This window comes from Herbaspirillum lusitanum (assembly GCF_046025995.1).
Taxonomy (GTDB): Bacteria; Pseudomonadota; Gammaproteobacteria; order Burkholderiales; family Burkholderiaceae_D; genus Herbaspirillum; species Herbaspirillum lusitanum_A.
The window spans coordinates 149451-162008 of record NZ_JAQQFM010000010.1; the positions used below are offsets into that span (position 1 = coordinate 149451).

A 12558-nucleotide genomic window follows, 5' to 3' on the forward strand; every position below is an offset into this window, starting at 1 on the left:
ACGGTCGGCGCGAAGGCGTAGAGACTTCTCTCCATCCAATACAACAATGAATGGAGATCGCCAGACATGAACGTAAAACAGGACGCAAGCGCTGCGGCGCAAGCAGGCACGCCGTCGCAAACTCAAGCCGCGCGCGGAAAAGTACCCGGCTTCCGCTGGGTGGTGGCCGGCATGATCTTTCTGATCTATACGATTGCCGCTGCCGACCGCGCCAACATCGGCGTGGCTTTGCCTTTCATCCGCAAGGAATTCGCGATGAGCAACACCGAGGCCGGCGCGCTGCTCAGCCTGTTCCTGTTCGGCTATGCGCTGGCGCAATTGCCGTCCGGCTTTGCCACCAGCCGTTTCGGCGTGCGCAAGATCTTTTCAGGCGCGATGATTCTGACGTCGCTTTTCACCGGACTGATCGGCACCACCTCGTCGATCATTGCGCTCAAGATCTATCGCTTCGCGCTGGGTCTGGCCGAAGGCCCGCTGCCGGTCGGCATCGCCTCCACCATCAACAACTGGTTTCCGCCGCATGAAAAGGGCACCGCCAGCGGCATCTTCCTGTCGGCGGTGAAGTTCGGCCCGGTGATCGTGCCGCCGTTGTGCGCACTCATCATCGCGGCCTGGGGCTGGCGTGAAATCTTCATTTTCTTTGCGATTCCGGGGCTGATCTTTTCCGTGATCTGGTATCTGCTGGTGACCAATCATCCTTCCCAGAGCCGCTTCTGTTCGCCCGAAGAACTGGAGTACATCACCGAATCCAGGGGCGCCGGCGCCTCGGCTTCTGCCACCGTGCGCAAGACCGTGCCGGCCTGGCTGGACTATCTGATCCGCGCACGCCGGGTGCCGCAACTGACCGACAGCAAGAGCGTCTTCAAATCCTGGAACATCATCGGCTGTGCGCTCGGTTACTGCTTCCAGCTCGGCATTTCCAATGTGCTGCTGGCCTGGATTCCGACCTATCTGCTGACCGTCAAGAAATTCTCGGTGATGAACATGGGCCTGGTCGCCTCGGCGCCGTGGATAGGCGCAGTCATCGGCAATCTGCTGGGCGGTCTGCTGTCGGACCGTCTGCTGGCCAAGCGCCGCAAGCCGGGCATGATGCTGTCGGCGCTGGCCACCGCCGGCATGATGTATCTGCTGATCAATTCGCCGGCCGACCCGCTGCGCTACGGCATGCTGCTGTTCGCCACCGGCGTGTTGCTCAGCATCGGTTACTCGGCCTACATGGCCTACCCGATGAGCGTGACCGACAAGAAAATCTTCCCGGTCGCCAGCTCGGTGGTCAACATGGGCGGCCAAATCGGCGGCGCGTGCGCGCCCCTGGCCACCGGCATGCTGCTCGACACTTACGGCTGGAGCTATGTGTTTGCCTTCATGGCGATCGGTTCGCTGCTCAGTTTCGCGATTCTGGCTACCATTGCCGAACCGATACAAGAATGATGCCGCGCCAGCCCGCTGGCTCCCCGCTTCAATTGAGCAATTGAACATTTGAGCCAGCGGGCGGCCGCTCTCCCCAGGCAAACCACATCCACATGACTCAGACAAAAATTACCTCGCCGGCCAAAGTGCCCAGGCATCTGCAGCAGTTGCTGTGCCTGGATGACTTTGAAGAAGCGGCGCGTCGTTTTCTGCCGCGTCCGGTGTTCGGCTACATCGCCGGCGCCGCCGAAACCAATTTTTCGCTGCAGCAGAATCGCTCGGCCTTTTCGCACTACGCTTTTGAGACGCGCGTGATGCGCAATGTGTCGCAGCGCACCCAGTCGATCACGCTGTTCGGCAAGACCTATGCCTCGCCGTTCGGCATTGCGCCGGTCGGCCTGAGCGCCCTGTCGGCCTATCGCGGTGATCTGGTGCTGGCGCAGGCGGCGGCGCAGGCCGGTGTGCCGATGGTCATGAGCGGCTCTTCGCTGATCCGGCTGGAGGAGGTGGCGCAAGCTGCACCTGAGAGCTGGTTTCAGGCCTATCTGCCGGGCGAGGATGCCAAGATCGAAGCGCTGATCGAGCGCGTCAAGGCGGCCGGTTTCGGCACGCTGGTGATCACCGTCGATACGCCGGTCGCCGCCAATCGCGAAAACAATGTGCGCACCGGTTTTTCCACACCGATGCGCCCCGGCCTGCGCCTGGCCTGGGATGGCATCACCCATCCGCGCTGGTTGTTCGGCACCTTCCTGCGCACCATCGCGCTGCATGGCATGCCGCATTTCGAAAACAATTACGCCACGCGCGGTGCGCCCATCATGTCGCCCAGCGTGGTGCGCGATTTTGCCGATCGCGGCCATCTCAACTGGGCGCATTTCAAGAAGATTCGCGCCATGTGGCAGGGCCCGCTGGTGATCAAGGGCTTGCTGGCGGCGGACGACGCCAGGCTGGCGCGCGACTGCGGCGCCGACGGCGTGATTGTCTCCAACCACGGCGGCCGCCAGCTGGATGGCGCCATCGCACCCTTGCTGGCCTTGCCGGCGGTGGTCGCGGCCTGCCCGGATATTCCGGTGATGATGGATAGCGGCGTGCGGCGCGGCAGCGACGTGATCAAGGCGCTGGCGCTGGGCGCCAGATGCGTGTTTGCCGGCCGGCCGTTCGCCTATGCCGCAGCCATCGGCGGCGCAGCCGGCGTCAGCCGGGCGCTGACGCTGCTGGCCGATGAAGTCTCGCGCAACATGGCCATGCTCGGCATCACCGCGCTCGACCAAATCGAGCCGGGGCAACTGGTTAGGCTGAGCAGCCGCATCTGAGGACGTGCTGACGGCCGTCGGAGGGATTGTTTCCGGATTTGTTTTCTGAACCTGTTCTTGTTTCTATCGAGGTATTCGCATGACGGCATCTCCTTTTCTGATCAATCCGGCGCCGGCGCTGGCCGATGAACAACTCTGCGCGGACCTGCGCGAGATCGTGGTCTCGCATCTCAGCGACAATCTGCAACGGCTGTCGGGCCTGAGCGGGCTGCAGCGCATCCATCGCAGCCGCAAGCTGGTCGGCACCGCTTTCACGGTCAAGACCCGGCCCGGCGACAATCTGCTGATCTACAAGGCGCTGACGATGATGCAGCCCGGCCACGTGCTGGTGGTGGACGGCGGCGGCCATCCGACCAACGCGCTGGTGGGTGAACTGATCATGCTGTACGCGCAGCAACGCGGTTGTGTCGGCTTCGTGCTGGATGCGGCGGTGCGCGACACGGCCGCGTTCGAAGCGGCGGATTTTCCCTGCTATGCGCGCGCGGTCAGCCATCGCGGCCCCTACAAGCACGGTCCCGGCGAAATCAATGTGCCGGTCACGCTGGCGGGGCAGGTGATTCAGCCCGGCGATCTGATCGTCGGCGACGAAGACGGCGTGGTCTCCTTTCCGCAGTCGGCGGCGCCGCAGCTGATCGCGGCCGCGCGCAAGACCGCTGCCGTGGAAGAGGCCATCAAGGCCGAGATCGCCAACGGCAAGCTGGAGCAGAGCTGGCTGACCAAGGTCTTGCAGCCGCACGGGCTGGATGGCTGATCAGACGCCTGTAGCAAATTGAAAACACCGGCCTGGGCCGGTGTTTTTTTCAGCGCGCAACACTTCCAGCACTCCTTGCTTACAACTCATTCAAACAAGGAGGGCCGGCGTTTCTTGCCGCTGCCATCGCGGCTCAGATCCTCGATCTGGAACAGATCGGAGAACTCGCAGCATTCCTGCGCCAGCATCAGAATCGACGAGATGAAGCTGCTCTTGCGCTCACCGCGATACAGCGCGACATAGGAAATCTCCGGCAGCGCCGGCGTGGTTTCGATCACCTCCAGCGCGCCGTTTTCAATCAGCGAGCGCAGGCAGTTGTACGGCAGATAGCTGACGCCCATGCCCGATACGGTCAGCCCGATCAAGGCCACCACGCTGCTGCAGCTCAGCGAATTGGCCGGCGAGATCGACTGCGATTTGATCCAGCGATCATAGATGATGCCGGTGCCCGATTTGTTGCCCTGGGTCAGGATGGTCTGCGACGCCAGCTCGTGCATGCGCAGCGGCCCGCTGTTTTTCACCAGCCCCGGCTTGCCCATCCACACGCTCTTGACGCTGGCCAGCGGCAGCGCCGACAGACCCGGTTCGGCGAAAGCATCGGGCACGATGATGGCGTCCATGTCGTCGTTGAGCAGCTTGTCGCGCAGGTTGACGCTGAGGTCTACATCCGGCTCGATGATCACGCGCGGATAGTGCTGATGAATGCGGCGCACCAGACGCGGCAGCCAGGTCATCGCGGTCAGTTCGGTGACGCCGATGCGCAGACGCCGTTCGATCACTTCGGGTTTGCTGAACTGCTCCACCGCGACGTCGCGCTGCTCCAGCAGGCGGCGCGCAATCAGCAGCATCTCTTCGCCTTTTTCGGTCAGCCGCGCCTGGCGCTGGTCGCGGTCGAACAGCGGGGTATCGAAACTGGCCTCCAGTTCCTTGATGCGTTTGGACACCGCCGACTGTGTGGTGTTGAGTTTGCGCGCGGCAGCCGCGAAGCCGCCCAGCGTGGCGATCCAGTACAGCGCTTCCAGTTGCTTGAATGAAAACATCTTGCCCGCGCCTTCACGCTAAAAAACGATTGATTCCAAAAAGTGATTGATTATTATAATTAAATATCGCTTTTTTTTGTTTTTCCCCGCTCCTATGATGCGGTCATCGATCAACTAAAACCAATAATGGAGATGACAATGACTGCTTCCGTCACGCCCGCAACTTCAGTTTCCGCACCTCAGAATTTCGTCATCAACCCGGCTCCGGCGCTGCTTGCCGCGCCCGTCATTGAGGCCCTGCAAGGCATCGTGGTTTCACATCTGAGCGACAACCTGCAGCGCTTGTCCGGCGTGCGCGGCCTGCAGCGCATTCATCCGTCGAAGAAGCTGGTCGGCACCGCCTTCACGGTCAAGACCCGTCCCGGCGACAACCTGGTGATCTACAAGGCGCTGATGATGCTGCAGCCGGGCCATGTACTGGTGGTGGATGGCGGCGGCGATACCAGCAATGCGCTGGTGGGCGAGCTGATCATGCTGTACGCGCAGCAGCGCGGTTGCGCCGGTTTCGTGCTGGATGCGGCGGTGCGCGACAGCGCCGCCTTCGTGGCTGCGGATTTTCCCTGCTATGCGCGCGCCGTCAATCATCGCGGGCCTTACAAGAACGGCCCCGGTCAGATCAATGTGCCGGTCACGGTCGGCGGCCAGGTGATTGAGCCGGGCGACGTCATCGTCGGCGATGAAGACGGCATCGTGGCCTTCGCGCCGGCGCAGGCCGATAGCCTGATTGCGGCTGCCGCCAAAACCGCCGCCTTCGAAGACGCCATCAAGGCCGAGATCGCCAACGGCAAGGTCGAACAGGCATGGCTGGCGCGCACGCTGACGCCCTTCGGCCTGTGATCTGCAAGGCGTGATGCGCTGCGGCCGCCGCCCGCGCGTTTCTTCTTTTTTCAGTGATGAAGAGGTTCTGCCCGCTTCTTCATCCCGATCGTGCCGGCCTGATTATCCGGGCCGCACCTCGACCTCATTTTCACCCTTCGTTTCCGGAGTATCTGATTGGACAAGCAGCTCGCCCACCGTCTCGATAGCGTCAAACCATCGCCCAGCATGGCCGCCAAGGCGCGTGTCGACGCCCTGCGCGCCGCCGGCCGCAGCATCACCGATTTCACCATCGGCGAACCCGATTTCCCGACGCCGCCGCACATCGTCGAAGCCGGCGTCGCCGCCTTGCACGAAGGCCACACGCGCTACACCGGATCGACCGGCACCCCGGCGCTGCGCCAGGCCATCGTCGACAAGCTGGCGCGCGAAAACACGCTGCACTATGCGCCGGAAGACATCGTGGTCGGCAACGGCGCCAAGCACATCATTTACAATGCGTTCGCTGCAACGCTCAACGACGGCGACGAAGTCATCATCCCGACGCCGTTCTGGGTGTCTTATCCGGACATGGTGGCGATCAACGGCGGCACGCCGGTGATCGTGCCCAGCGCCGCCGCCCAGGGTTTCAAACTGAGCGCCGCCGCACTGGAAGCCGCCATCACGCCGCGCACCCGCTGGCTGGTGCTCAACACGCCCAACAATCCCAGCGGCGCGGTCTATACCGAAAGCGAACTGCAAGCCTTGTGCGAAGTGCTCATGCGCCATCCGCAGGTATGGCTCATGACCGACGAAATCTACGAGCATTTCGTCTACGGCGGTGCGCGACATCTGTCTCCTCTGCAAGTTGAGCCGGCGCTGACTGCGCGCACGCTGGTGGTCAACGGCATGTCGAAAGCCTATGCCATGACTGGCTGGCGCATCGGCTACGGCGCCGGCCCGCGCGTGCTGATGAAGGCGCTGGCGCTGCTGATTTCGCAGAGCACCACTTGCCCCGGCGCCATGTGCCAGGCGGCAGCAGTGGTGGCGCTCAACGGGCCGCAGCAATGCGTGGCCGAAGGCGCCGCGCTGTTCGCCGCGCGCGCAGTGCGCATGGTGGAGCTGCTGGACGCCATTCCCGGCATCGCCTGCAAGCGTCCGGATGGCGCGTTCTACGCCTTCCCCAGCGTCGAAGCTCTGATCGGCCGCATCACGCCGCAAGGCAAGCCTTTGCAGAACGACGTCGAGGTCATGCTGTATTTCCTCGAGCAGGCCGGGGTCGCCACCATCGACGGCACGTCGTACGGCCAGGCGGGATATCTGCGCGTGTCGTTCGCGACCTCCATGGAGCAGATCGAAAAAGGCTGCGCGCAGCTGGCGGATGCCGTGGCGCAATTGAAAGCCGGATAAGAAATGCAGCAGTGTTGAATCGCAGGGGAGCAGTAAGCCAGGCAACAAGCAGGAAATAAGCAGGAAATAAGCAGGTAAGAACGCAGGTAAGAACGCAGGCAGAAAACACCTGGCATCAGGAAGTAAACAGGCAGCACAAACCAAAGTCGTCCGCGCCATGTGCCATATCGATGGCGCAGGTTTGCTGCAGCGATGCAGCGGGGCGGCTACACAATCAATCAAATCTGAACAGCGGAGGGACCATGTCCATTTTCAAGAAATCAGTTCTCGCAGCAGCATTGCTGGCAGCCAGCTTCTCGGCAGCGGCGGATCAGCTGGCCGACATCAAGCAAAAGGGCACGCTGATCTGCGGCACGCTCGGTACAGCCGAACCGTTCAGCTTCCCTAATCCGTCAACCCGCGAAATCCAGGGTTACGACGTCGATTTCTGTAAGGCCGTGGCCAAGAGCCTGGGCGTGAAGCTGGAGCTGAAGATGATCTCGGTCGCCGCACGCGTGCCCGAGCTGCAGCAGAACCGCGTCGACATCGTCGCCGCCAATCTGGGCTGGACTGCCGAACGCGCACAGCAGATCGCGTTCTCCGATGCCTACTACGTCAGCCTGCAAAAGGTTGCGGCCAAGCGCACCTCGGGTCTGAAGGCGCCGGCTGATCTGGCCGGCAAGCGCGTCAGCGCCACCAAGGGTTCGACCTCGGAAATCGCCGTGCGTCAGGCCATCCCGACTGCCTCCACCATCACTTTCCAGGACCCGCCGGCGGCTTTTCTCGCCATGCAGCAAGGCAAGGTCGAAGGTTTCGCCGTATCCGAACTGATGCTGGTGAAATTCCAGCAGCAGGTCGAAGGCAGCTCGCCGATCGACATCCTGACGCCGGCGCTGAGCAATGAATACTGGGGTATCGGCATCCGCAAGGAAGAAACCGGCATGATCAAGTACGTCAACGGCGTGCTGGAAGGCATGGAAAAATCCGGCGAAGCCAAGCAGATCTTCGACAAGTGGCTGGGCACCGGCACGCAGTACAAGCTGCAGCGCGGCTTCAAGATCGAGCCGATCAAGGGCTGATCAGACCTCGTCTGTTGAGGACATTGCTGCTGCGATCCCATGCAGAGCGCAGCAGCAATCTGTCGCTCGCCCGTTCGTCATTTTCGCAGCCGGCGCTTCAGGCGCCGCTGCCGTGCGCCGCATCCGCCTCAGTCTCATTCTGAACCGGGATGCGGCGCCATGGTTTTCAAGAGGTCTCTCCCATGCCGCTCAAACTCGATTTTTCGGTGCTGCTGCGCGACGACTATCCGCGCATGATCATCGAGGGCGTGATCACCATGCTCAAGCTGACCGCCTATTCATGGCTGCTGGCCATGGTGGTCGGTATCGTGCTGGCGGTCATCCGCATGAGCAACAACCGCATCGCCGAATACGGTGTTGCCGCCTACGTCGAATACCACCAGAACGTGCCCATGCTGGTGCAGATCTTTCTCTGGTATTTCGCTTTGCCGACGCTGCTGCCGGAGTCCTGGCAACTGTGGATCAACATGCATCAGAGCGACTTCGTGTTCGCCGTGATCGCGGTCGGGCTAGCGATGGGCGCCTATATGTCGGAAGGCCTGCGCGCCGGCATCCGTTCGATTCCGCCTTCGCAGATGGAGGCGGCGCGCGCGCTCGGTCTGAGCTACCTCAAGGCCTCGCGCCTGATCATCCTGCCGCAGGCGCTGCGCATTGCGCTGCCGACGCTGGTCAGCTACAGCGTGCTGCTGTTCAAGAACACCAGCCTGGCGATGGTGATCGGTGTGGCCGAGCTGACCTACGCTACGCGCGAGATCGAAAGCCAGTCTTTCCACACCGTCGAAACCTATCTGGTCTCCACCTCCATCTATCTCGGCATCTCGCTGCTGATCATGGCGGCCGGCGCGGCGCTGGAAAACCGCTACCGCATCCGGACCCGCTAGTTTCGCCAGCTTCGCCAGTTTTACCCGCTCCCATCCGACTCTCGGGATTTCAGGATTTCAGGAATACAGACAGGCCATGACCGATATCTACTCTATTTTGCGCGACAACTGGGTGCTGCTGCTGATCGGCCAGTATCCCAACGGCCCGCTGGGCGGACTGGCGATCACGCTGCTGCTGTCCATCGCCGGCCTGCTGCTGGCGTTTCCCGTCAGCGTGCTGCTGGCGGTGGCGCGCGTCAGTCCCTTGCGTTTCGTGCGCGCACCGGCCACGGTGATCATCTACGTGGTGCGCGGCGTGCCGCTGGTGATGTTCATCTTCTGGGTCTACTTTTTCGTGCCGCTGCTGATCGGCCGCACGGTCTCCGGTTTCACCACCATGCTGGTGACGCTGGTGATCTACGAAGCGGCCTATCTCGCCGAAGTGATCCGCGCCGGCATCGAAGGTTTGCCCAAGGGCCAGATGGAGGCCTCGCGCGCGCTCGGCATGAGCTACCTGCAGACCACCTTCAAGGTGATTCTGCCGCAGGCGCTGTACAACATGCTGCCGGCCATGGTCAGCCAGTTCGTCTCCAACATCAAGGAGACCTCGCTGGGCTACGTGATCAGCGTCAATGAACTGACCTTCGCCGCCAACCAGATCAACAGCACTCTGCTGACCAAGCCCTTCCCGGTCTTCATCCTGCTGGCGGTGATCTATTTCGTGCTGTGCTTCATGCTGACCCGCCTGGCGCGTGCGCTGGAAAAGCGCATCGCCGCCAGACGCACGGCCGGCGGCCCGGCTGCCGCCACACCGCTGACTGCGCCGCCGGTGCCGGTCTGAACAATCCGCCTACCTCCAAACTTCACTACGGAAAACCAATCATGGCGACGAACTCCCCTGGCGATGCCAAAACGATGATCTCCTTCGAACAGGTCAACAAGTGGTACGACAGCTATCACGCGCTGGCCGATGTCAGCGCTGAAGTTGCACGCGGCGAAGTGGTGGTGGTCTGCGGTCCTTCCGGTTCCGGCAAGTCGACCCTGATCCGCACGGTCAACCGGCTGGAAGAAATCCAGAAAGGCCGCATCGTGTTCGACGGCCAGGATATCTATGCGCCCAGGCTCGACCTCAATCATTTCCGCGCGCGAGTCGGCTTCGTGTTCCAGAGTTTCAATCTGTTTCCGCATCTGTCGGTGGCGGAAAACATCATGATGGCGCCCATGAACGTGCTCGGGCAAAAGCGCGCCGATGCGCGTGTGCGTGCGCTGGAGCTGCTGGAGCGCGTCGGTCTGGCAGCCAAGGGCGATTCCTTTCCCGGTCAGTTGTCCGGCGGCCAGCAGCAGCGCGTGGCGATTGCCCGCGCGCTGGCGATGAATCCGCCGGCCATGCTGTTTGACGAACCGACCAGCGCGCTCGATCCGGAAATGGTGGGCGAAGTGCTGCAAGTGATGAAGAGCCTGGCGCGCGACGGCATGACCATGATCTGCGTCACGCATGAAATGAACTTTGCCCGCGAAGTGGCCGATCGCGTCTGGTTCATGGATCAGGGCAGCATGGTGGAGACCGGCACGCCGGAAGATTTCTTCGCGCGCCCGCAAAGCCCGCGCGCACAGAAATTCCTGGCCGATCTGCGCTCGCATTAGGCATCAAGAGGCCTGCGCATCCGGCAGCGAGCAACAAAATCAATCAAGGGGAAGCGGAATGAAATGGAATGATGTACGTGTTTCGGTGCGGCTGTCGGCCGGCATCACCGGCCTGCTGGTGGCGATGATCGCCGTCGCGGCGGTCACGCAATACTACTCGGCGCGCTCGATGGAGCACGCGCAGGAGCAGGTGCGTGAATACGATCAACGCATCATTTCCGCGGTGCGCTGGCTGGGCACCGCCGAGCTGACCAGCGAACGCATGGTGGCGGCGCTCAATACCTCCGACGGCGATCTGGCGATGCGCTATGAACAGGATGCGCAGGCCGGCATGGAACAGACGCTGGCCATGGGCAAGCAGATTGCGGCGCAGGATCTGAGCGCTGCCGACCGCAGCGCCCTGGGCAATGTGGATGCGGCGCGCAGCACGGTCAACGGCGTCGCCGGCAAGACCCGCGAGCTATCCTACAAGGGTGATATCGGCGGCACCCAAAGCATGATCGAACATGATCTGAAACCGGCGATTGCCGCTTACCACGGCGCCCTGCGCAAGTTCGTCGCGCTGGAAGAACAGCAGCGCGACGCGGTGCTCGGGCAAGTGGCGCAGCAGCGCCGCCAGCTGATGATGATAGGCCTGGCATGCGCGCTGGCGTTGCTGGCCGCCGGCATATTGATGTCGCATCTACTGGCGCGCTCCATCACGCGGCCCTTGAAGCAAGCCATCGAGCTTGCCGAAAAAATCGCACGCGGCAATCTGCTGCGCGACGAGCCTGCGCCAGGCGCAGCGCGGCGTGATGAGTTCGGCCAGCTGCAGCAGGCACTGGAACGCATGTCGGATGGTTTGCGCACCTTGGTTGCGCGCGTGCGCAGCGGCGTGGGCTCAGTCTCGGTGGCCACTTCGGAAATCGCCAGCGGCAATCAGGAGTTGGCGCACCGTACCGAGCAAACGGTCGGCAATCTGCAAATCACTGCCGCCAGCATGGAGCAATTCACCGGCACCATCGCGCAGTCGGCCGGTACGGCCCAACAGGCCAGCCAGCTGGCGGCGCAGGCGGCGCAAACCGCTACGCGCGGCGGCAAGGCGATGGGCGACGTGGTGGAGCGGATGGCGCAGATTTCGGCGTCCTCCAGGAAGATCGCCGAGATCACCAGTGTGATCGACGGCATCGCCTTTCAGACCAATATTCTGGCGCTCAACGCCGCCGTGGAAGCCGCGCGCGCCGGCGACCAGGGCCGTGGCTTTGCGGTGGTGGCCGGTGAGGTGCGCAGCCTGGCGCAACGTTCAGCCCAGGCCGCGCGCGAAATCCGCGAACTGATCGACAGTTCCATGCACACCGTCGCCGCCGGTTCGCAACAGGTCGGCCAGGCCGGCGCCACCATGCAGGAGATCGTCGGCGACGTGCACCGCGTCAGCGGTCTCATCAATGAAATCACTGCCGCTGCCAGCGAACAGAATGCCGGCATCAATCAGGTCAACAGCGCTCTGGGCGATCTGGACGCGATGACTCAGCAAAACGCCGCATTGGTGGAAGAGGCCTCGGCCGCCGCCGAATCGCTGCGCGATCAGGCCGCTGAACTGGCGCAGCTGGTCAGCGTGTTTGAGATCGGGGCCGAGTTGTCGACCTTGTCCGCAATGCGAGGCGTGTCGCAAGCAACTTTGCCGCTAGCGCATAGCCTGTCGATCAGCGCTTGAGTTTGCGCGGGGCGGCAGCATGGGCTTTCCTTACCATGACATCGGCGGCGGCCAGGGGCCTGCCGTCGCTGGCCTGTACTTGCAGGGCCGCCACCGGCTTGCCGCTTTCTCTTTCAACCAGCCGGGAATGCTTTTCGCCGGCGCCGAACAGATGCCGTTCGCCCCATTGGCGCAGGCTGAGCACGACCGGCAGCAATTCTTCTCCTTTGGCGCTCAGTACATATTCCTGATAGGCGCTGCCGTCCGAGGCCGGTACGCTGTCGAGCACGCCGGCATCCACCAGCTTCTTCAGCCGGTCGGCAAGGATGTTGCGCGCCACGCCCAGGTTCTTCTGAAACTCGCCGAAGCGGCGCAGTCCATCCATCGCATCCCGCACAATCAGCAAGGCCCAGCGGTCGCCGATCAGATCGAGTGAGCGTCCGACCGGGCAGTGCTCGGCGTAGCTGGAATATTCTTGGGTAGAGACTTCAGTTTTGACGGTCTTCATATCGTTCCCGGCGCGCGGCTTGTTCATGCGACACATCGGAGCGATGCATCAATTCAATCTGGTTGCATTTTAAAACTTATGCATCTACACTCCAACT

12 protein-coding genes are annotated in these 12558 nt (G+C 62.4%); 10 read left to right on the forward strand and 2 right to left on the reverse strand.

Annotated features, from left to right (window positions below):
- The first annotated feature begins 66 nt into the window (after positions 1 to 66).
- The 3 genes from PQR62_RS21540 to PQR62_RS21550 all read left to right on the forward strand — a co-directional run bounded on the left by PQR62_RS21540 (position 67) and on the right by PQR62_RS21550 (position 3474).
- On the forward strand, positions 67 to 1431 hold the full coding sequence (locus tag PQR62_RS21540) for an MFS transporter (RefSeq protein ID WP_408160087.1): 1365 nt from the start codon (positions 67 to 69) through the stop codon (positions 1429 to 1431).
- A gap of 92 nt (positions 1432 to 1523) precedes the next feature.
- A complete protein-coding gene (locus tag PQR62_RS21545) occupies positions 1524 to 2723 on the forward strand; it encodes an alpha-hydroxy acid oxidase (protein WP_408160088.1) in 1200 nt (399 codons plus the stop codon).
- A 79-nt stretch (positions 2724 to 2802) separates the two neighbouring features.
- Entirely contained in the window at positions 2803 to 3474 is a 672-nt protein-coding gene (locus tag PQR62_RS21550; protein ID WP_408160089.1) for an RraA family protein, read from the forward strand.
- Positions 3475 to 3560: 86 nt separating this feature from the next.
- Here PQR62_RS21550 and PQR62_RS21555 read toward each other — a convergent pair whose 3' ends face one another.
- Positions 3561 to 4514, reverse strand: a complete 954-nt coding sequence (locus tag PQR62_RS21555) for a LysR family transcriptional regulator (protein WP_408160091.1) — start codon at positions 4512 to 4514, stop codon at positions 3561 to 3563.
- Between the two features lie 138 nt (positions 4515 to 4652).
- Between PQR62_RS21555 and PQR62_RS21560 the strand changes: the two genes are divergently transcribed.
- The 7 genes from PQR62_RS21560 to PQR62_RS21590 all read left to right on the forward strand — a co-directional run bounded on the left by PQR62_RS21560 (position 4653) and on the right by PQR62_RS21590 (position 11974).
- Complete coding sequence (locus tag PQR62_RS21560) at positions 4653 to 5351, forward strand: RraA family protein (protein WP_408160092.1); 699 nt, start codon at positions 4653 to 4655, stop codon at positions 5349 to 5351.
- Positions 5352 to 5558: 207 nt separating this feature from the next.
- Entirely contained in the window at positions 5559 to 6719 is a 1161-nt protein-coding gene (locus tag PQR62_RS21565) for a pyridoxal phosphate-dependent aminotransferase (RefSeq protein WP_408160127.1), read from the forward strand.
- Between the two features lie 242 nt (positions 6720 to 6961).
- Positions 6962 to 7777 carry an ABC transporter substrate-binding protein gene (locus PQR62_RS21570; protein WP_408160094.1) on the forward strand — a complete coding sequence of 272 codons (816 nt, stop codon included), beginning with the start codon at positions 6962 to 6964 and terminating at the stop codon, positions 7775 to 7777.
- A gap of 182 nt (positions 7778 to 7959) precedes the next feature.
- Positions 7960 to 8658 carry an amino acid ABC transporter permease gene (locus tag PQR62_RS21575; protein WP_408160095.1) on the forward strand — a complete coding sequence of 233 codons (699 nt, stop codon included), beginning with the start codon at positions 7960 to 7962 and terminating at the stop codon, positions 8656 to 8658.
- A gap of 76 nt (positions 8659 to 8734) precedes the next feature.
- On the forward strand, positions 8735 to 9478 hold the full coding sequence (locus PQR62_RS21580) for an amino acid ABC transporter permease (RefSeq protein ID WP_408160096.1): 744 nt from the start codon (positions 8735 to 8737) through the stop codon (positions 9476 to 9478).
- A 74-nt stretch (positions 9479 to 9552) separates the two neighbouring features.
- Positions 9553 to 10281, forward strand: coding sequence for an amino acid ABC transporter ATP-binding protein (locus tag PQR62_RS21585; RefSeq protein WP_408160128.1), 729 nt, complete (start codon positions 9553 to 9555; stop codon positions 10279 to 10281).
- Between the two features lie 58 nt (positions 10282 to 10339).
- Positions 10340 to 11974: a methyl-accepting chemotaxis protein gene (locus tag PQR62_RS21590; protein WP_408160097.1), complete on the forward strand. Its 1635-nt coding sequence runs from the start codon at positions 10340 to 10342 to the stop codon at positions 11972 to 11974.
- Here the strand turns inward: PQR62_RS21590 and PQR62_RS21595 are convergent.
- Positions 11964 to 12461 carry a winged helix-turn-helix transcriptional regulator gene (locus PQR62_RS21595; protein ID WP_408160098.1) on the reverse strand — a complete coding sequence of 166 codons (498 nt, stop codon included), beginning with the start codon at positions 12459 to 12461 and terminating at the stop codon, positions 11964 to 11966. The genes PQR62_RS21590 and PQR62_RS21595 overlap by 11 nt on opposite strands.
- Positions 12462 to 12558 lie beyond the last annotated feature (97 nt).

Bases quoted from the DNA above. Each gene is read 5' to 3' on its own strand.
- PQR62_RS21540 (WP_408160087.1), top strand. From the start codon at position 67: ATGAACGTAAAACAGGACGCAAGCGCTGCGGCGCAAGCAGGCACGCCG.
- PQR62_RS21545 (WP_408160088.1), top strand. From the start codon at position 1,524: ATGACTCAGACAAAAATTACCTCGCCGGCCAAAGTGCCCAGGCATCTG.
- PQR62_RS21550 (WP_408160089.1), top strand. From the start codon at position 2,803: ATGACGGCATCTCCTTTTCTGATCAATCCGGCGCCGGCGCTGGCCGAT.
- PQR62_RS21555 (WP_408160091.1), bottom strand. From the start codon at position 4,514: ATGTTTTCATTCAAGCAACTGGAAGCGCTGTACTGGATCGCCACGCTG.
- PQR62_RS21560 (WP_408160092.1), top strand. From the start codon at position 4,653: ATGACTGCTTCCGTCACGCCCGCAACTTCAGTTTCCGCACCTCAGAAT.
- PQR62_RS21565 (WP_408160127.1), top strand. From the start codon at position 5,559: ATGGCCGCCAAGGCGCGTGTCGACGCCCTGCGCGCCGCCGGCCGCAGC.
- PQR62_RS21570 (WP_408160094.1), top strand. From the start codon at position 6,962: ATGTCCATTTTCAAGAAATCAGTTCTCGCAGCAGCATTGCTGGCAGCC.
- PQR62_RS21575 (WP_408160095.1), top strand. From the start codon at position 7,960: ATGCCGCTCAAACTCGATTTTTCGGTGCTGCTGCGCGACGACTATCCG.
- PQR62_RS21580 (WP_408160096.1), top strand. From the start codon at position 8,735: ATGACCGATATCTACTCTATTTTGCGCGACAACTGGGTGCTGCTGCTG.
- PQR62_RS21585 (WP_408160128.1), top strand. From the start codon at position 9,553: ATGATCTCCTTCGAACAGGTCAACAAGTGGTACGACAGCTATCACGCG.
- PQR62_RS21590 (WP_408160097.1), top strand. From the start codon at position 10,340: ATGAAATGGAATGATGTACGTGTTTCGGTGCGGCTGTCGGCCGGCATC.
- PQR62_RS21595 (WP_408160098.1), bottom strand. From the start codon at position 12,461: ATGAAGACCGTCAAAACTGAAGTCTCTACCCAAGAATATTCCAGCTAC.